This is a genomic window from Streptomyces purpureus, from assembly GCF_014648195.1.
In the GTDB taxonomy this organism is placed as follows: domain Bacteria; phylum Actinomycetota; class Actinomycetes; order Streptomycetales; family Streptomycetaceae; genus Streptomyces; species Streptomyces purpureus.
On the sequence record NZ_BMQQ01000002.1, the window covers coordinates 143,175 to 160,634 of the forward strand.

The 17,460-nt window shown below is 73.2% G+C and carries 16 protein-coding genes; 12 read left to right on the forward strand and 4 right to left on the reverse strand.

Translation table 11 applies throughout. From position 1 onward, the window contains the following. Positions 1-31 precede the first annotated feature (31 nt). The 9 genes from IEZ01_RS04405 (at position 32) to IEZ01_RS04445 (ending at position 8,698) form a co-directional block, all read left to right on the forward strand. The gene (locus IEZ01_RS04405) at positions 32-562 is read left to right on the forward strand and encodes a hypothetical protein (RefSeq protein ID WP_019890223.1); all 531 of its coding nucleotides are present in this window, start codon (positions 32-34) and stop codon (positions 560-562) included. Continuing rightward, positions 559-1,599 carry a DUF2156 domain-containing protein gene (locus tag IEZ01_RS04410; RefSeq protein ID WP_189199990.1) on the forward strand — a complete coding sequence of 347 codons (1,041 nt, stop codon included), beginning with the start codon at positions 559-561 and terminating at the stop codon, positions 1,597-1,599. The genes IEZ01_RS04405 and IEZ01_RS04410 overlap by 4 nt, the downstream gene beginning before the upstream one ends. 47 nt (positions 1,600-1,646) lie before the next feature. Then, positions 1,647-2,606 carry a ferritin family protein gene (locus IEZ01_RS04415; protein WP_189199992.1) on the forward strand — a complete coding sequence of 320 codons (960 nt, stop codon included), beginning with the start codon at positions 1,647-1,649 and terminating at the stop codon, positions 2,604-2,606. Between the two features lie 43 nt (positions 2,607-2,649). Further along, positions 2,650-3,690, forward strand: coding sequence for a fatty acid desaturase family protein (locus tag IEZ01_RS04420; RefSeq protein ID WP_019890220.1), 1,041 nt, complete (start codon positions 2,650-2,652; stop codon positions 3,688-3,690). Between the two features lie 87 nt (positions 3,691-3,777). Next, positions 3,778-4,911: an acyl-CoA dehydrogenase family protein gene (locus IEZ01_RS04425; RefSeq protein ID WP_189199994.1), complete on the forward strand. Its 1,134-nt coding sequence runs from the start codon at positions 3,778-3,780 to the stop codon at positions 4,909-4,911. 319 nt (positions 4,912-5,230) lie between these two features. Next, complete coding sequence (locus tag IEZ01_RS04430; protein ID WP_019890218.1) at positions 5,231-6,358, forward strand: SDR family oxidoreductase; 1,128 nt, start codon at positions 5,231-5,233, stop codon at positions 6,356-6,358. Continuing rightward, positions 6,355-7,620, forward strand: a complete 1,266-nt coding sequence (locus IEZ01_RS04435; protein ID WP_019890217.1) for an aspartate aminotransferase family protein — start codon at positions 6,355-6,357, stop codon at positions 7,618-7,620. Before IEZ01_RS04430 ends, IEZ01_RS04435 begins: the two co-directional genes overlap by 4 nt. Before the next feature lie 78 nt (positions 7,621-7,698). After that, positions 7,699-8,163 carry a type II toxin-antitoxin system RatA family toxin gene (locus IEZ01_RS04440; RefSeq protein WP_189199996.1) on the forward strand — a complete coding sequence of 155 codons (465 nt, stop codon included), beginning with the start codon at positions 7,699-7,701 and terminating at the stop codon, positions 8,161-8,163. Further along, on the forward strand, positions 8,156-8,698 hold the full coding sequence (locus tag IEZ01_RS04445) for a flavin reductase family protein (RefSeq protein ID WP_019890215.1): 543 nt from the start codon (positions 8,156-8,158) through the stop codon (positions 8,696-8,698). The genes IEZ01_RS04440 and IEZ01_RS04445 overlap by 8 nt, the downstream gene beginning before the upstream one ends. Before the next feature lie 61 nt (positions 8,699-8,759). On the opposite strand, the gene IEZ01_RS04450 is transcribed toward IEZ01_RS04445, so the two are convergent. Together IEZ01_RS04450 and IEZ01_RS04455 are read right to left on the reverse strand one after the other, a co-directional pair. After that, the gene (locus IEZ01_RS04450; RefSeq protein WP_189199998.1) at positions 8,760-10,979 is read right to left on the reverse strand and encodes an MMPL family transporter; all 2,220 of its coding nucleotides are present in this window, start codon (positions 10,977-10,979) and stop codon (positions 8,760-8,762) included. 109 nt (positions 10,980-11,088) lie between these two features. After that, positions 11,089-11,676: an FHA domain-containing protein gene (locus IEZ01_RS04455; RefSeq protein ID WP_189200000.1), complete on the reverse strand. Its 588-nt coding sequence runs from the start codon at positions 11,674-11,676 to the stop codon at positions 11,089-11,091. A 174-nt stretch (positions 11,677-11,850) separates the two neighbouring features. Between IEZ01_RS04455 and IEZ01_RS04460 the strand changes: the two genes are divergently transcribed. The 3 genes from IEZ01_RS04460 (at position 11,851) to IEZ01_RS04470 (ending at position 15,787) form a co-directional block, all read left to right on the forward strand. Further along, a complete protein-coding gene (locus IEZ01_RS04460) occupies positions 11,851-12,822 on the forward strand; it encodes a GNAT family N-acetyltransferase (RefSeq protein WP_040875213.1) in 972 nt (323 codons plus the stop codon). A gap of 135 nt (positions 12,823-12,957) precedes the next feature. Beyond that, positions 12,958-14,724 carry a malto-oligosyltrehalose trehalohydrolase gene (gene treZ / locus IEZ01_RS04465; protein WP_189200002.1) on the forward strand — a complete coding sequence of 589 codons (1,767 nt, stop codon included), beginning with the start codon at positions 12,958-12,960 and terminating at the stop codon, positions 14,722-14,724. 79 nt (positions 14,725-14,803) lie between these two features. After that, positions 14,804-15,787, forward strand: coding sequence for an aldo/keto reductase (locus IEZ01_RS04470; protein WP_189200004.1), 984 nt, complete (start codon positions 14,804-14,806; stop codon positions 15,785-15,787). 9 nt (positions 15,788-15,796) lie between these two features. On the opposite strand, the gene IEZ01_RS04475 is transcribed toward IEZ01_RS04470, so the two are convergent. After that, positions 15,797-16,933 (reverse strand): M24 family metallopeptidase, encoded by a 1,137-nt coding sequence (locus IEZ01_RS04475; RefSeq protein WP_189200006.1) that lies wholly within the window; start codon positions 16,931-16,933, stop codon positions 15,797-15,799. 14 nt (positions 16,934-16,947) lie between these two features. After that, positions 16,948-17,433: a hypothetical protein gene (locus IEZ01_RS35585; protein ID WP_158685719.1), complete on the reverse strand. Its 486-nt coding sequence runs from the start codon at positions 17,431-17,433 to the stop codon at positions 16,948-16,950. Positions 17,434-17,460: the final 27 nt, after the last annotated feature.

The following is a 17,460-nucleotide window of genomic DNA, read 5'->3' on the forward strand; positions in this document are numbered from 1 at the left end:
CCGCCCGGCGGCCCTGGACGGGGGGTGATCCGTGGACGCCCACAACCTCTGCCAGACGCCCACCACCTACCGGCTGCTGAGGCTGGAGTACCTCGTCGGGCTGCTGGTGGCCGCCGGGTTCTTTCTGGCCCACCTGGACGAGGTGCGCTGGTGGGTGGCCCTGCTCCTGTTCGCCCACATCGACCTCATCGGCTATCTGCCCGGGGCGCTCGCCCATCGCCGCAGCCCGGACGGCCGGATCCCGCGCGTGTACTACGTGCTGTACAACACGATGCACAGCCTGCTCACCCAGGCCCTGGTCGTCGGGGCGTGGATGTGGCTGGTCGGTCCGGAGTGGGCGCTGCTGGTCGTGCCGATCCATCTCTTCGGCGACCGGGGGCTGTTCGGCAACTTCGTCAAACCGTTCACGGTGGCTTTCGAGCCCCGGCCGCATCCGGCGGTGCAGTCGGCGCTGGCCGACTTCGCGACCGTACCCTGGCACGCCTGGCCACCTGCCGAACCCGGCCGGGACGGGCAGCGCATGGCGGCCGGCCGCGGGCCCGAGCACGGACTCGTCCCATGACGGCCCCCGGGACCCACCGGCCCCAGCAGACGCAGGGGACCCAGCGCACAGAACAGGTCTTCCGGGCGTTGAGCCGCCACGGGAACCACAGCAGCGCCTTCCTGACCATGGGCAGCGGGTTGCGTCATCTGTCCGTGCCAGGTGACGACGGCTTTGTCGCCCACCGCACCGCCGGGCGCCACATGTTCGAGCTGTGCGGCCCGGTCTGTGCCGACGCCGACCGGGAGCGGCTGCTCGCCGCGCTGCTCGACCGGGCCGCGGAGGAGCGCCGCAAGGTCGTCGGGGTGCAGCTCTCGCGCCGCGACGCCGTGCTGCACGCCGCTCATGGCTTCACCGCCGACCAGCTCGGCGCCTCGTTCAGCATCGCGCTCGACGGGTACTCCCTGGGCGGCAGGCGCATGGTGAAGGTGCGCAACATGGTCAACAGGGCGCGCAAGGAGGGTGTCACCGCCGACGAGGCATCCCCCGCGGACCGGGACGGCCCGGAGCTGGCCGCCGCGCTCGACGGCGTGGACGCCGCCTGGCTGCGTGCCAAGGGCCGGCACGTCAAGGAGCTGGACTTCATGATCGGCGAGCGCGGCGGGCCGGGTGCCCCGTACCGCCGCCTGTTCACCGCCGTCCACCAGGGCCGGATCGTCGCGTACGTGTCGTACTCCCCGGTCTTCGGCGAGCGGCCGGGCTGGCTGTACGACCTCACGCGGCGGACGCCCGAGGCGCCGCCCGGCACGATCGATCTGGTCTTCGCCACCGCGCTCCGGCGCTTCCAGGACGAGGGCAGCGCGTGGCTGCACCTCGGCTTCACCCCCTTCGTCCAGCTGGAGCCCCTGGAGCGGGCGCCCGGCCGGCCCGGGCGCGGGCTGCGGCCCTGCCTGGAGCTGGTGCGCCGGCGGGGCGCCGCGCTCTATCCGGCCGCCGCGCAGGAGTCCTTCAAGCTCAAGTGGCGTCCCCAGCTGATCGAGCCGGAGTACCTGGCCTTCCAGGGCGGGCCGAGTCCGCGCGCCGTCTGGGACCTGCTGCGGCTGACCCGCACCGTCTGAGCCTCCTCCGAACCGAGCCCCGAATTTTTCTACGGAAGGAAACGACCTTGACCAGTTCCGCGCTGCCCGTGCCGCCCGAGGCGGACCGGATGCTCGCCCCCGATCTGCTGGAGGGCGCCCAGACCATCGAGCTGACACCGGAGGAGTGCGACATCGCGTACTGGCTGCGCGCCGTACCGCAGGGCACGCTCCGCGGCGATCCGATGGGCCGCACCGCCGGGGTGAGCGTGCCGGCGCACATGAAGGAGGACGGGCCGCTGCGCCAGGCGGTGATGCAGGAGCTCGCGTTCCGTTCGATGGCCGAGGAGAAGGCGGCCCGCGCCCTGACCCGGCTCGTCGCCTACGCCCCCGACCTCACCGGCATGGACTTCTTCACCACCCAGCTGATGGACGAGGCCCGGCACGCCTACGCCTTCCGCGGCCATCTCCTCGAACTAGGCGTACCCGAGAGCGAGTTGGCGGCCACGATGGAGGAGCTGGCCGGGGCCGACCGGGAGGCGGTGCTGACCCCGCTGGAGGAGTTCGGACTCGACGTCATGGAGACCGGCCGGGACTACATCGGCGGTGTGGTCACGCTGACCGTGCTGGTCGAGGGGGTCCTCGCGCCCACGGCCGAACTGAGCGAGCGCAAATGGCGCCCTTTCGACCCGGCCGCCGCCGAGATCGAACGCGCCGCCGGAATCGACGAGATCCGGCACCTGTCCGTGGGCAGCACCATCGTCAGGCGCCATCTGCGGGCCCACCCCGAGGAGGCCGGGCGCCTCGCCGAACTCCTGGAGCGCGGCACCCGGCTGTGGGAACGCCTGCCCGTCGCCGAGCTGACCCACCGCCGGGAGCTGCTCTACCAGCAGGGTATGGAGCAGTACGGCGACCTCGTCGGCGACTACGAACTGTGGCCCGGGCGACGGCTCCTCGACACCACCGCCGAGGAGCGGATGGCGACCGCCGCCGAGTGGGCGCGGCGCACCCAGCGCTCCCGGCTCGCCTACATGGGTCTGGTCGGGTGAGCCGGTGACCGTGATCCCCCCGCACTCCGACTCCGGAGGACCCATGGACACCACGGCAACCCATGATCCCGCGGCGATGGACGCGGACTTCCGTGAACTGACCCGGCGCGTCCAGGCCGCCGGGCTGATGGACCGCCGTCCGCTGCGCTACGCCGGCCGGACCGCGCTGGTCTGGCTGATGAACGCGCTCGGCTGGGCCGGCCTGGCGCTCAGCCAGCGGACCTGGTGGCAGATCCTGCTGGCGGCCGGCTGGCTGGCGGTCTGGTCCTGCCAGCTCGCGTTCATCGTGCACGACGCGGGGCACCGGCAGGTCTCCCGCTCGCGGCGGGTCACCCGGGCTCTTGGCCTGCTCCACGGAAACCTTCTGCTGGGCGTCTCCTTCGGCTGGTGGGTGCAGCACCACACCCGCCACCACAACCACCCCAACCATCTGGAGCTCGATCCCGACATCCTGCGCCGGGTCGCGGTCTTCGCCCCCGAACAGGCCGAGCAGCGCACCGGCTTCGCCCGCTTCCTCGCCCGCAACCAGCGCCATCTCTTCTTCCCGCTGCTGGGCCTGGAGGCGGTGGTGCTGCGGATCGCGGGCCTGATCGCCCTGCACCGGCGGGCCATCCGCCACCCCCTCCTCGAAGGCGGCCTGCTGGCCGCGCACGCCCTGCTGTATCTGACGGCGGTGTTCACCCTGCTACCGGTGGCGGACGCGCTGCTCTTCCTCGCCGTCCACCAGGTCCTGCTGGGCTACCTCCTCGGGCTCGGCTTCGCGGTGAACCACAAGGGCCTGCCCACCCGCACCGGCGACGAATGGAGCTGGCTGGAGCGGCAGGTCCTCACCGCGCGGACCATCCCCACCTGGCGGGTCGGCGACTTCTTCTACGGCGGCCTGAACTACCAGATCGAGCACCATCTCTTCCCCGGCATGCCGAGGTCGGCCCTGCGGCACGCGTACCCGCTGGTCCGCGACTTCTGCCGGGAGCGGTCGATCACGTACTGCGTCTCGGGGATCCGGGAGTCGTACGGCGACCTGGCCGAGCACCTCGGCTCCGCCGGCCGGCTCCTGCGGGACCGGCAGTCCACGGCCGCCTGAACCGGCCGTACCGAGCCCCCTGAACCGGACGGTGCCCAGCCCTACGGGCTCGCGGCCGAAGCCATCACTCAGACAGGACGGATCACCATGAGATTCCTCGAACGTGAGCGCGCCACCCTGGAGAAGCTGCTGCCGGGTCTTGACGACGCCCTGCGGGCCGTACCGCTCATCACGCTGGAGAGCCCGGGCACCCCCGGCATCCGGCTCTTCCGCGAGGCCGGCGGCGCCGGGCTGCTCGTGCCGGCCTCCTCACAGGGGCGCGGCGCCACCGCCCTGGAGGCGCTGCGGGTGCAGCGCGCCCTGGGCAGCCGGTCGCCGTCGCTGGCGGTGGCGACCACCATGCACCACTTCTCGATGGCGACGCTGGTGGGCCTCGGCTCCGGCGGCGACGGCCTGGAGTGGATGCTCATCGAGGGGGTGGCCACCGGCGATCTATTGATGGCGTCCGGTTTCGCGGAGGGCAGGCGCGGCTCGGGCATCCTCTCGCCCAGCATGTCCGCCCGGGTCACGGCGGAGGGCGTAAGAATCAGTGGCGTCAAGCGCCCGTGCAGCCTGGCCCGTTCCATGGACCTGCTGACCGCGAGTGTGACCGTGCCCCGCCAGGACGGGCCGGGCGAGGAACTGGCCGTGGCGCTGATCCCGGCCGAGAGCGAAGGGCTGACCGTCAGTGACTTCTGGTCGAGCAGCTTCCTGGCCGGCGCGGAGAGCGACCAGGTCACCCTGGACGAGGTGCTCGTACCGGAGGAGCTGCTCGTGCGGACGGCGTCCCCGTCCGGGCAGCGGATGGACGCCGTGCAGACGGCCGGGTTCGTCTGGTTCGAACTGCTGATGACCGGCAGCTATCTGGGCGCCGCGAGCGGTCTTGTGGAGCGGGTGCTGCTCAACGACCGCGTACCGGAGCACGAGCGCGTCGGGCTGCTGATCGAGCTGGAGGGCGCGATGGCCGCGGCGGAGGGCATCGCCCGCCGGGTGGACGCCGAGGGACCCGACGAGGCGACGCTCGCCGACTCGCTGTACGTGCGCTACTGCGCCCAGGACGCCATCGCGCGGGTGGTGCCGCGCGCGGTGGAGCTTTCGGGCGGGCTGAACTTCATGGCGTCGGACGACGTCGGCCGCCTGGCCGCCAGCGCGGGCGGCCTGAGCCTGCACCCCCCGGCGCGCCCCCGGATGACCGGCCCGCTCGCGGCCCACCTGGCGGGGGATCCGCTGACGATCGCCTGAAGCGCCCGCCGGGCGGCGTACACGGGGCCGAACCGCAGGAAAGGCGGCCGAGGGACCGTCCCGAACAGCCCGCAGGAGCGGAGGTGTCAGGTCCTGCGCGGAACCACTCGCCGGTACGGCGACGTACGCCCTCACCGCCCGTCCGCCCGCACACACGCCCGCCCGCCGCCCCGGCGCCGTACGGCCGCCGTACGGCCGCCGTCGCCGGACCGGCCCCGCTCGGCTGCCGCCGACTCTTCTTGTCCGTGACCCGCGAGGGAGGAACCCCATGTCCCCGTCCCCGTCCCCGTTTCCGCCCCCACTCCCCCACCGACCGCCCGTGTTACCTCTCTCCGTCGCCCTGGGCGGGCGCCGGCCGACTCTGCTGCTCACCGGCGGTGCCGGGGTGCTGGGCCGGGCGCTGATCGACGAGCTGGCGGCGGAGTACCGCATCGTCTGCCTCCGCCATCGCACCCCGCTCCAGGACCCCCGGGTCCAGGAGGTGGGCGCCGATCTGCTCGCCCCCGGTCTGGGGCTGACCCCGGCCGTGTGGCGCCGGCTCGCCGCGGAGACCGACGTGGTGGTCCACTCCGCGGCGGCCACCAACTGGCGGGCCGAGCCCGCCGAGATCCGGCGCACCAACATCGAGGGCACGCGCGCGATGCTGGAGCTCGCCGAGGCCGCCGGAGCACCGCTCTACTACATGAGCACCGCTTTCGTCGCCAACCCGCCCTCTGCCGAGAACGCCGAACGGTTCCCCGGCGCCGCCGCCTACCTCGTCTCCAAGGCGGAGTGCGAGGAGGTGGTACGTGACAGTGCGGTCCCGGCCGTGATCCTGCGGCCTTCGGTGGTGATGGGCGACTCCGCCACCGGGCACATCTCCGGGGCGCAGGGGCTCACCCGGGCGCTCGGCGCCATCGTCAAGGGGCAGGTGCCGGTGCTGCCCGGGGCGCCCGAGGCCCGGATCGACACCGTCCCGCAGGACGTCGTCGCGCGCGCCACGGGCGATCTCGTCCGGGGCGGGGTGACCGGCGGGGCGTACTGGCTGACCGCCGGGGAGCACGCGCTGTTCCAGCACGAAGTGGTTGAGACCTGCCTGGAGTTCGCCGAGCGGTACGGGCCGCGGCCGCACAAGCCGCGGATGATCCCGCTGGAGGCGGTGAACCGGCTGCTGCTGCCGCTGATCGACGGCGCCGGCTTCCCTGCCTCGCTGCGGCGACGGCTGCGGGACTACGCGGAGCTGCTCCTGGTCTTCCAGCGGGACCTGCCCCTGGGCACCTCCCTGGGCACTTCTCCCGGCGCACCGCCCGGCGCCGTGCTCGGCGGCGAGGCGGTCTCCCGGGACTTCCTGCGCCAGGCACTGGTGCGCAACCTGGAGTACTGGGCGGGGCGCCCGGGCGGTATGCGGACCCGGCGCGGGGCCGAGCCCCGGCCGGCCGCCACGGTCACGCGGGAGCTGGCGTCATGAGCACCGCGCTGCCCGCGCCGCGCACCCACGGCGCGGAGACCGTGGAGCTCTACCGCAGACACCTGGGCTCCGGCCGGGCCGTCCTCGGCGCCGTCCTCGGCGGAATGGTCGAGGTGGACTCCGAAGGGCCGTGGGTGCACACCCATGACGGCCGCCGCTTCCTGGACTTCGGCGGGTACGGGGTGTTCATCCTGGGCCACCGCCACCCCTCGGTGGTCGCCGCCGTCCATGAGCAGCTGCACCGCCATCCGCTGGCCACCCGGGTGTTCCTGGAACCGGTCGCGGCCCGCGCGGCCCAGGTCCTCACCGCCCGTACGCCCCCCGGCCTCGATCTCGTCCACTTCGTCAACTCCGGGACCGAGGCGACCGAGGCGGCCCTGAAGCTCGCCCGCGCGCACGGCCGGAACGCCCTGATCAGCATGGAGAGCGGCTACCACGGCAAGACGCTGGGGGCGCTCAGCGTCACCGCCAACCGGCTCTACCAGGACCCGTTCGCCCCGCTGCTGCCGGACACGGCGCACGTGCCGTACGGGGACGCCGGGGCGCTCGCGACGGCGCTCGCGGAGCGCCGCGGCCGGGCCTGCGTGATCCTCGAACCGGTCCAGGGGGAGGGCGGGGTGCGGATCCCGCCGCCCGGCTATCTCGCCGAGGTGTCCCGGCTGTGCCGACGGTACGGCGCGCTGCTCGTCGCGGACGAGGTGCAGACCGGTCTGGGCCGGCTCGGCACCTGGTGGGGTGTGGACGCCGAGCGTGTGGTGCCGGACATGATGCTCGTCGGCAAGGGCCTGAGCGGCGGGGTGGTGCCGGTCGCCGCGATGGTGGCGACGGAGGAGGTCTACCACCCCTTCTCCCGCGACCCTTATCTGCACACCTCCACCTTCGCGGCCTCACCGCTGGCCTGCGCGGCTGCCGTGGCGGCCGTCGAGGCGCTGGACGGCGAGGACCATGTGACACGTGCCGCGGCACTGGGCGAGACGCTGCTCACCGGCGTCCGGGCCGTGTGCGCGCCGTACCTGAACGGCGGGCCGGTCCGGGAGGTCCGGGGCAGAGGACTGCTGATCGGTGTCGAATGCGCGCAGGAACAGGCGGTGGGCGAACTGGTCCTGGAGCTGATCGGCCGGGGTGTGCTGGTGAACCATTCGCTCAACGCCGGCCGGGTGCTGAGGCTCACCCCGCCCGCCGTCATCCGCGAGGCGGAGGTCCAGTTCTTCCTGGCCGCCTTCGCGCAGGCGCTGCGCACCGTCTCCGCGCGGCTGCGCTGACGCTTCGTCTCCCCTTGTCCCGCCCGCATTCAACGCCGTCAACGCCGCCATCCACGCCGACCAGCCCTCGGAGGGCCGATGCGCCATGTGACCGTGACTGTGACCGCTCCCGATCTGACCCCCGACGCCGCCTACCGCCGGATCTGCGACTTCGGCCGCTATCCCGAACTCACCGACACCGTACGGAACGTGGTGGTGCACCCACCGCGGGCGGACGGCTCCACCGTGTCGGAGTGGACCGTCTCCTTCCGTGACGGTCTGATGCGCTGGACGGAGCGGGACGTCTTCCATGAGCAGGAGCTGACGCTCTCCTTCGAGCAGCTCTCCGGCGACTTCGAGACCTTCGAGGGGTCGTGGCGGTGCGAGGCGGCCGGCGGCGGCACGCTCGTCACCTTCGAGGCCGCCTTCGACCTGGGGATGCCGACGCTCGCCGCGATCCTCGACCCGGTCGCGGAGTCGACCTTGCGCAGCAATGTCGAGTGGATCCTGCGGGGGCTGCTCGGCGCGGTCACCGCGGAGCTCGCGGGCGCCGCACATGACTGACCTCGCCATCCCCTCGCCGCCGGAGCGGCTCCTGGCGGAGCCGGGGCCGGACACCGCCCGCTGCCTGGGTCTTTACGCCCAGCTGGTGGCCGGCGTCTCGGTGGTCACCGCGCAGGGCCCGGCGGGTCCCACCGGGATGACGGTGTCGGCCCTGACGTCGCTGTCGGCCCGTCCGCCGCTTCTGCTGGCCTGTCTGCGCAGCGGTTCACGCACCCTTGAGGTGATCCGGGCCCAGGGCGCGTTCGCGGTCCATCTGCTGCGGCAGGAACAGCGTGAGCGGGCGGCCCGGTTCGCCGATCCGGCGGCCTCGTCCGCCGAGCGCTTCGCGGGCACACCGGTCCGCGCGGTGCTCGGCGTCCCGGTCTTCGACGACGCGCTGGCCTGGTCGGTGTGTCTGGTGGAGGACATACGCCGGTACGGCGACCACCACACGGTGGTGGGCCGGGTCGCCGCCGTCCAGGTGGGCACCGGCGCCCCGCTGCTCTGGCACAACCGGCGCTTCGGGTCGGTCGCGGCCCGGGAGCCTGCGGCGTGACACCCCGTAGGGGCGCGCAGTGTGACACCGCACACTGCGCGCCCCCAATGCGCGTCACCCCCTACATGCGGACCGCGTCCCGCGCCCCGGCCGCCTGGGCCGCTCCAGGCATCTGCGTACGTCTGGTGCCGCGCGCCCCGGGCCGCAGCGGCCACCAGCAGCGCTCCCCGAGGAGGGCCATCGCCGAAGGCAGGATGAGCGCCCGCAGCACGATCGCGTCGAAGAGGACCGCCACCGTCAGTCCGACGGCGAGCTGCTTCATCTCGACACGGTCGATGAACAGGAAGCTGACGAAGACCGAGACCATGATCACGGCCGCGCTGGTGACGACGCTCGCCGAGCCCGCGATCCCCTCGACGACCGCCTGCCGGGTCGGCGTCCCGCGCCGCACCGCCTCCCGGATCCGGCTCACCACGAAGATCTGGTAGTCCGTGGAGAGCCCGACGAGGATGGCGAAGACCAGCAGCGGCGTCCGGGAGCCGACGAAACCCAGCGACTCGAAGCCCAGCAACCCTTCGGCCCAGGTGTGCTGGAAGACGAGGGTGAGGACGCCCCAGGCCACCAGCACCGCGGCCAGGTTGAGGAGCGCGCCGATCGCCGCCATCACGGCCGAGCGGAACGCCGCGTACATGATGGCGAGGGTGGCAAGGGAGACGAGTACGACGACCCAGGGCAGCCTGTGTTCCTGGTGGGCGGCGTAGTCGGCGCCGTAGGCGATCTCGCCGGAGACGGCCCATTCGACGCCCGCAGCGCCCGCGGTGGCGGGCAGCAGCGTGGTGCGCAGCCGCTCCAGGGAGTCGGCGGCCTGGGAGGAGTTCTGCGCGTACGGAACGGGCAGGGCGAGCAGGGCCGTTCGGCCGTCGGCGGAGATCCGCGGGACCGGCGCGCGGTCCTGGGCGAACAGGGCGTCGCCCCGGGTGCGGGCGGCCAGCTCCCGCAGCGGCGCGGCCGGGTCGGTGCCGCGGACCAGGACGAGATGGGCGGGCCCCTCCGAGGGGTGGGCCCGGACCGTACGGTCGTAGGCGGCGACGGCGGGGATGCTGTCGGGGAAGGTCTCCTTGCCCTCGGTGCCGAGCTTCATGCCGAGCGTGGGCAGGGCGAGCGCGGCGGTGGCGGCGAGGCCGGCGAGCAGGGTGACGAGAGGGCGGCGCATCACCGGCCGGAGCAGGGCGGTCCACAGCTGGCTCTGCCGGTCGGCGGCGGGTCCGCGGTGCGTACGGCGCCGGGCGGCGCGCCCGTCCAGGCGGTGGCCGAGCTTGGCGAGCAGTGCGGGCAGGACGGTGACGGAGCCGGCCACGGCGACGAGCGTGACGAGGATGCCGCCGGTGGCGATGGACGAGAAGATCACGTCGTTCATCAGGTAGAGACCGGCCAGCGCGAGGGCGACGGCGAGACCGGAGTCGATGACGGCCCGTCCGGAGGTGGCGGCGGCGAGTTCGACGGCCTGCGCGTGGCTGAGGGTGCCGCCGGAGCGCTCTCGTTCCTCGCGGGCGCGCTTGAGGTAGAAGAGCGAGTAGTCGACGCCGACGGCCATGCCGAGCATGAAGATGGCGCTGAGCGCGGCTCCGCCGGCGTCGGGGAACGCCCAGGAGGCGAGTCCGTAGAGGCCGACGGCGCCGGCGAAGGCGGAGAGGGCGAGCAGGACCGGGATGCCCGCGGCGAGGACGGCTCCGAAGACGACGAACAGGATGACGAAGGTGACCGGGAGGCTGATCATCTCGGTCCGCTGGAGTTCCCGGCCCTGCTGGTCGTTGACGGCGTTGGAGATCGAGGCGCTGCCGGTCTGCTCGATCCGCAGGCCGCGGTGGGCGCCCTGGACGGCGGCGGTCTCCTTCAGGAGGGCGTCGACGTCCTTCTTCGCGGTCTCCTTGTCACCGCGCAATGTGACACTCACCAGCAGCGCGGAGCCGTCCTTGGACCGTACGGGGTCGGCGACGGAGACCACGACCGGCGCGAGGCTCATCATCCGCCGCTGGATGTCGCGGGCCGCGGCCTCCTTCTCCGCTGCCGTGCCGCTCCGTGCGGTGCGGTCGTCGGCGGGGCGGTCCTCGACGAGGATCTGCTCCACGGGCGGCGGGGTGAGACCGCTGTCGGCGGCCATGGCCTCGGCCCGGCCGGCCTCCCCCACCCAGAAGTCCTCGAACTTCCCCTTGTTGGTGCCGACCGCGGCCCCCGCGCCGATGCACAGGGCGACGAAGAGCACCCAGCCGACGACGGCCCGCCACGGGTGGGTGGCACACCAGCGTGCGGTACGGACGGTGATCGGCGTTCTGCCCGGCATGCGGGCACCTCCCCTGGAAGCGTTGATCTCTCTCGGGGATCAGCCTTCCGCGCGGGGGCCTTCGGATCATTGGTGGCCGTCGGCGTCTGCGACCGGGGGTTAACCCCACTCAGGGGGCGGGGAGTTGGGGCCGTTCGCGTCCTTCGGTGGCGGGCCCGGAGAGGCGGAAGCTCATCCGCCCGAAGGCGACCTGGTCGCCGGGGCGTACGGCGACGGCGCCGGTCACCCGCTGCCCGTTGACGGTGGTGCCGTTGGTCGAGCCCAGATCGCGCAGGATCCACATCCCGCCCTGGAGGCTCAGTTCGGCGTGCATGCGAGAGACGGTCTCGTGGCTCAGCCGCAGGCCGTTGACCGGGTCGCGGCCGATGCGCAGCGGATGCGGGCCGGGCAGCGGCAGCATGAGTTTCGGCAACCGCTCCGCCTGCCAGGCGCGCCCCAGCCGCACGGTGAAGGCGGACATCCGCTCCACCGCGCCGAACAGCCGCCGGGACCATCGGCCTTCGGTGACCAGGTCGGCGGTGAGCGCCGCCAGTTCGTCCGGGCGGCGGGCCTGCAGGGCCGCCTCCATCCGGTGCAGGAAGGTGTCGTGCGAGAGCTTGCCCTGCGCCGCGCCTTCCCTGAGCATCCACAGCGCCTTGTCCCGCTCGGCGTCCGAGAGCCGCGCGGGGTATGTGTGGAATTCGAAGGAGGACGTCACAGGGTGATTGTCGGTCCGACCGGCCCGGGGTGTCCAGAAGAAGGGCGCGGCCGTTGCCGTACGGGGACACTCCGCCCTCCCCTCTGACCAGCCCGGAAGCCGAAATCCCCACCGGCGGGGGCAAGATCGTCTGTTACGGTCTGCCGCATTCGACACCCTTGGGGGGACCCTCTCTTGACCACGTCTTCGACGACGTCCGACGCCGTGACCCTGCGCCCGCTCGCCGGTCCGTATGAGCTCGACCTCTTCTGCCGGCTCTCCTACGTCCTCGACCACGAACTGGCCGACGACCTCGCGACCGGGCGGCGCGTGCCCGAGTGGATGTGGGTGGCCCTGCGCGGCGAGCAGGTCCTGGCCCGTATCGCCTGGTGGACCAACGCGGCCGGCGGCGCCCCGCTGGCGCTGGACTTCTTCGACATCGACCCCGGCCTGCCGGACGAGGAGGCCGCCGAGGTCGGTCTGCGGCTTCTGCGGACCGCGGCGCGTCAGGTCGTACCGGCGGGTGCCACGTCCCCTGAGTACGGCAGATTCGTTCCTGCCCAGTGGCGTGAGGACGAGGCCACCCGCAGGGTCGTGGAGACGGTGACCGGCGTGGTGGAGCGGGCCGGCGCGCGGCTGCTCGTGGAGCGGCTGCGGCTGGAGTGGCGCCCTGGCACTGCTGTGCCGGAGCCTTCGACGCGGCTGGACTTCCGTCCGGTGAAGGACCGCGAGGACCTGATCGCGCTGATGGCGCTGGCGATCGAGGGCACCCTGGACGCGCACGGCCAGGGGGACCTGGCGTCCGGTCTGTCGCCGCGGGAGGCGGCGGAGAAGCACTACGACGAGGAGTTCGCGGCCTACACCTCACCGCGGGAGTGGTGGCAGGTGGCCCAACTGCCGGGCACCGGAGAGCCGGTGGGGTTCGTCGTCCCGGCCCGTAACAACTACCACCACACGATCGCCTACATAGGTGTGGTCCCGGCACACCGCGGCCAGGGGTACATCGACGACATCCTCGCCCAGGGCACCCGGATCCTCGCCGCCCAGGACGTGCCCCGCATCCGGGCCGCGACGGACCTGGGGAACGTCCCCATGGCGAACTCCTTCGAGCGCCTGGGGTACGTCAACTTCGAGCGGGCGATCAACTACGTGTGGGACGCCTCCTGAGCCGGTCCCGCTCACCGAGGGCGCGGAAGGTGCTCATCAGCGCGGCCGGCCTCGCGCGTCCGCCTGGTGTGCGGCCCCGCGGCCTTGCAGGATGGGTCGTGGGGCCGTGACTTTCGACGACGAGGGGATGCGCCGGTGCAGTTCGAGGTGTGGGCGCCGCAGGCGCGGGACCGGGTGGTGCTGCGGCTCGACGGAGCCGATCACGCCCTGGAGCGCGATCCGGCCCGCGACGGCTGGTGGATCTCCCACGCACGGGAGGCCCCCGAGGCCGGTGACGGGGCGCGGTACGGCTTCTCGCTGGACGGCGGTCCCGTGCTGCCGGACCCGCGCTCGCGGCGCCAGCCGGACGGCCCGGACGGGCTGAGCGCCGTCGTCGACCACGACGCGTACGCCTGGCGCCATCCGTCCGTGGCGGGCGGCGGCGCCGGGCTCCAGGACGCCGTCCTGTACGAGCTGCACATCGGCACGTACACCCGCGAGGGCACCCTCGACGCGGCCGCCGCGCACCTCGGCGAGCTGGCCGAGCTGGGCGTCACCCATGTGGAGCTGATGCCGCTCTGCCCCTTCCCCGGGACGCACGGCTGGGGGTACGAGGGCGTGTCGCTGTGGGCGGTCCACGAGCCCTACGGCGGACCGGAGGCGCTCAAGCGCTTCGTCGACACGGCGCACGGCCTGGGCCTCGGGGTGGTCCTGGACGTCGTCCACAACCACCTGGGCCCCTCCGGTAATTACCTGCCGGCCTTCGGCCCGTACTTCACCGACACCCACCACACCCCGTGGGGCGCGGCGGTGAACCTGGACGCGGCCGGTTCCGACGAGGTCCGCGCGTATCTGCTGCAGAGCGCGCTGGCCTGGCTGCGGGACTACCGGATCGACGGGCTGCGGCTGGACGCCGTCCACGCGCTCGCCGACGACCGGGCGCTGACCTTCCTCGAAGAGCTGTCCGCCGCCGTGGACGCGCTCGCCGCAGAGCAGGGCCGCGGACTGTTCCTGATCGCCGAGTCCGACCAGTGCGACCCGCGCACGACCACGCCGCGCGAGGCGGGCGGCCTCGGGCTGCACGCCCAGTGGAACGACGACTTCCACCACGCCCTGCACACTGCCCTCACCGGCGAGTCCCAGGGCTACTACGCCGACTTCGCGCGCGCCCCGCTCGCCGCCGTGGCCAAGACCCTCGGCCACGTCTTCTTCCACGACGGGACGTACTCGACCTTCCGGGGCCGTACGCACGGACGCCCCGTGGACCGTACGGCCACGCCCGCCCATCGCTTCGTCGGCTACGCCCAGACCCACGACCAGATCGGCAACCGCGCCCAGGGCGACCGGCTCTCGGCGAGCCTCTCCCCCGGGCTGCTTGCCTGCGCGGCGACGCTGGTGCTGACCGGGCCGTTCACGCCCATGCTGTTCATGGGCGAGGAGTGGGGCGCGACCACACCCTGGCAGTTCTTCACCGACCACACCGATCCGGAGCTGGCGCGGGCCGTACGGGAGGGCAGGCGGCGGGAGTTCGCGGCGCACGGCTGGGCGGCCGAGGACGTGCCGGACCCGCAGGATACGGCCACCCGCGAACGGTCCTGCCTCGACCGCGCCGAGCGGGGGCAGGCGCCGCACGCCCGGCTCCTGGCCTGGCACCGCGAACTGATCGCGCTCCGCCACGCCCACCCCGACCTGCGGGACCCGGACCTCGCGGCGGTGCGCGTGGCGTACGACGAGACCGCCAGGCGGCTCGCGTACCGGCGCGGTGACCTGCGGATCGCGGTCAACCTCGGCGGGGAGCCGGCGCGGATGGCGCTGGGCCGGGGCGGGCGGGTGCTCGCCGCCTGGGAACCGGTCGAAGGGCCGGAGATGGACGGGACGCTGGTGCTGCCACCCGAGTCGGCGGTGGTGCTCGCGGTGGGCTGAGAGCGCGGCCGAGCCGAGGACGTGGCCGATTTCCGTCGCTCATGCCCTGGAGCCCGCTCCACGGCCTAGCGTGCTGCCCATGGAACAGCGACATCTGGGCAGGACGGGTCTGAAGGTCAGCGAACTGTGCCTGGGGGCCATGCTCTTCGGCACGGAGAACGAGGCGGAGGCGCACCGCGTCCTCGACACCTTCACCGAGGCCGGCGGCACGTTCGTCGACACCGCCGACATGTACGGCCGGGGCGAGTCGGAGGAGGTCCTCGGCCGCTGGCTGAAGGGGCGCGACCGGGACTCCCTGGTCATCGCCACGAAGGTGTGGGCGCGGATGAGCGACGCCCCCAACGACGCCGGTCTGAGCCGCAAGCACATCGTGTCGGCGGTGGAGGGGAGTCTGCGCCGGCTGGGCACCGACTACATCGATCTCTATCAGACACATGCGTGGGATGCGGCCACACCGATCGAGGAGACCCTCTCCACGCTGGACACACTGGTGAGGGCCGGCAAGGTCCGCTACGTGGGCGCGAGCAATGTGGCGCCCGGACAGCTCCAGAAGGCGCTGAGTGTGTCGCGCGCCGAGGGCTGGGAGCCGTACATCAGCCTCCAGCCGCTCTACAACCTGCTGCGCCGCGAGGTGGAGTGGGAGCTCGCGCCGCTCTGCGTGGCCGAGGGCGTCGGAATCGTCCCGTACAGCCCGCTGCACCACGGCTGGCTGACGGGCCGCTACCGGCGCGGGATGACGGCCGCGCCGGAAGGCTCCCGGGAGGCGGGCCGCGAGGGGTGGCGCGCGCTGGACACCGAGGAGACCTGGCGGGTCGTCGACGCGCTGCTGGAGATCGCGCGCGAGACCGGGCGGGAGCCCGCGCAGGTCGCCCTGCGCTGGCTGCTGCACCAGCCGGGTGTGACGGCGCCGATCGTCGGGGCGCGGACGGTCGAGCACATCACCGGCACGCTGGGGGCGGTCGGCTGGACGCTGACGGCGGAGCAGTTGGCGAGGCTCGACGAGGCGAGCGCCCGCCCGCTGCCCTACCCGTACGACCTGCTGGCGCGGATCGGCCGCCCCTGACCGTGATCCCTATTCGACGATGGCCATCTCGCGGGGGGTGTTGTTGAGCCGGTGGCCGCCGGTCTCGGTGACGGTGACGATGTCCTCGATACGGACGCCGAAGCGGCCGGGCAGGTAGATCCCGGGTTCGACGGAGAAGCACATGCCGGGGACGAGCGGCTGCTCCTCGCCCTCGATCATGTAGGGCGGCTCGTGGGTGGTGACGCCGATGCCGTGACCGGTGCGGTGGATGAAGTACTCGCCGTACCCGGCCTCGGTGATCACCGCCCGGGCGGCCCGGTCCACGTCCTGACACGCGGCTCCGGGCCGCACCGCCTCGAACCCGGCCTGCTGGGCCTCGCGGACGATGTCGTGGACGGCGCGTTCCTCGGCGGTGGGCTCGCCGACGTGGACGGTACGGGTGGTGTCGGAGCCGTAGCCGTGCTTGAGGCCGCCGAAGTCGAGCACCACCATGTCACCGTGTTCGATGACACGGTCGCTCGCCTCGTGGTGCGGGTTGGCTCCGTTGGGCCCGGAGCCGACGACCGTGAAGTCGACCTGGGAGTGCCCGAACTCCCTTAGCAGCATGGCGAGATCGGCGGCGATGTCGTTCTCCCGGCGTCCGGCGAACCGCACCTTCAAGATCTCCCGGTACGCGGCGTCGGCGGCGGCGCCCGCGGCCTCCAGGCGTTCGAGCTCCCGCGCGTCCTTGACGGCCCGGAGCATGGGCAGCGCCTCGGTGAGGGAGACGTAGCGGGTCGCCGGCAGTGCCTTCTGGTACCCCAGCAGATGCATGGCCCAGGTGTTGTCACTGACCGCGAGCCGCCCCTGCGCGCCGAGCAGCGCCGCGGTGATCCCGTACGGATCCTTCCCGTCCACCCAGTCGCGCACCCCGAACGCGCCCGCCCCGGCGGCCTTCCCGGCATCCGCCGCCTCCAGCGCGGGCACGACGAGCACGGGCTCGCGCCCGGCGGTCAGCACGAGAACGGTGAGCCGCTCGGTGACGGCGGTGGGCTGATACCCGGTGAGATGCACCAGATCGGGCCCGGGCGCGACAAGCACCCCGTCGAGCCCGGCCTCTGCGGCGGCCCGGACGGCGCGGTCCATCCGGGCGCGGTAGTCGTCGGCGGTGAAAGGGGCGGGGGTGGCTGCGGGTGAGCTGGGCATGGAGTCTCCTCCTGTCACGGGGTGTCCACGGTGCCGCCGGTGCCGCCGCCCGGGCGGGAGGCCGGGGCGGGGAGCGGAGGGGGTGGGGTGTCGCCGGTGGTGATGTCGCCGTGGGCGTCGCCGCCGACCGCGACCGAGCCGGCGCCGGAGGCCACGACCCCTCCCGCGGCGGGCGGTTCGGGCGCCGGGGCGGGGGTTCCTGCGGGGGCGGGGGTGACACGGGTGGTGATTCTGCCGCGCGCGTCGCCCGCCACGGCTACCGAACCGGCCCCGGCCGACCGGGCGTTCGGCTGCGCGGGCGGGGCGGGGGCGGGCGGGGCGTGGGGCGTCTCGGCCGGGATCGCCAGGGCCAGGGCGACCGCCGTGACGACCAGCGCGCCGAGTGCGATCCCCCACGGCCAGGACGGACTGTCGGTCACCACGTTGGTGACGACGCCGCTCGCCGCCGAGACCACGATCGAGGCGGCCACCACCACGCCGCGCTTGACTGACGTATTCATCCCCTCACCCTCCTTGCGCCGTCGGAC

Bases quoted from the DNA above. Each gene is read 5' to 3' on its own strand.
- IEZ01_RS04450 (WP_189199998.1), bottom strand. From the start codon at position 10,979: ATGCCGGGCAGAACGCCGATCACCGTCCGTACCGCACGCTGGTGTGCC.
- IEZ01_RS04410 (WP_189199990.1), top strand. From the start codon at position 559: ATGACGGCCCCCGGGACCCACCGGCCCCAGCAGACGCAGGGGACCCAG.
- IEZ01_RS04440 (WP_189199996.1), top strand. From the start codon at position 7,699: ATGCGCCATGTGACCGTGACTGTGACCGCTCCCGATCTGACCCCCGAC.
- IEZ01_RS35585 (WP_158685719.1), bottom strand. From the start codon at position 17,433: ATGAATACGTCAGTCAAGCGCGGCGTGGTGGTGGCCGCCTCGATCGTG.
- IEZ01_RS04425 (WP_189199994.1), top strand. From the start codon at position 3,778: ATGAGATTCCTCGAACGTGAGCGCGCCACCCTGGAGAAGCTGCTGCCG.
- IEZ01_RS04420 (WP_019890220.1), top strand. From the start codon at position 2,650: ATGGACACCACGGCAACCCATGATCCCGCGGCGATGGACGCGGACTTC.
- IEZ01_RS04445 (WP_019890215.1), top strand. From the start codon at position 8,156: ATGACTGACCTCGCCATCCCCTCGCCGCCGGAGCGGCTCCTGGCGGAG.
- IEZ01_RS04435 (WP_019890217.1), top strand. From the start codon at position 6,355: ATGAGCACCGCGCTGCCCGCGCCGCGCACCCACGGCGCGGAGACCGTG.
- IEZ01_RS04475 (WP_189200006.1), bottom strand. From the start codon at position 16,933: ATGCCCAGCTCACCCGCAGCCACCCCCGCCCCTTTCACCGCCGACGAC.
- IEZ01_RS04470 (WP_189200004.1), top strand. From the start codon at position 14,804: ATGGAACAGCGACATCTGGGCAGGACGGGTCTGAAGGTCAGCGAACTG.